Annotated in this window: 1 protein-coding gene; it reads right to left on the reverse strand. The window is 33.4% G+C overall.

Features of this window, described 5'->3' with window-relative positions:
• Window positions 1–409 (reverse strand): EpsG family protein (locus INF68_RS23105; RefSeq protein ID WP_305046024.1); only part of this gene is annotated, 409 nt, incomplete at its 3' end.
• Window positions 410–443: the final 34 nt, after the last annotated feature.

A 443-nucleotide genomic window follows, 5' to 3' on the forward strand; every position in this document is an offset into this window, starting at 1 on the left:
CCCGGCAAATTAATTTTCGGACCGAATACATTACAATGGACATTGCAAGCGCTTGCCTAATAGCCTCTATGTAAATACTCCACATAAACAAACACATAATGGATATTACAACAAAGCACCCGTGGTCAAAATATTTTGCGTATTGATATATCAGCAATACATTTATAAACGCAATAAATATTATTATCGCCTGAAACCCTAGTAATCCTATAGTTGTTACAATAAAATTATAACCAGGTTCGAACAAAACAAAACCGGGTTGACATACATCATTAACCTGACAATCATAGTTAATGAAATAACCTATCCAGTCATTACCTGACGGATAAGTTAAAGCGATAAAGGAAAATGTGAAAAAAATAGAAACAAAAAGCGCCTGCTTCCTATGGGTTAAAAAAGCGTAAACCATAAAAAGGCTCACGAAATATAATATGTATATCATC

This window comes from Enterobacter cloacae complex sp. P16RS2 (assembly GCF_014982155.1).
Classification (GTDB): Bacteria; Pseudomonadota; Gammaproteobacteria; order Enterobacterales; family Enterobacteriaceae; genus Enterobacter; species Enterobacter cloacae_M.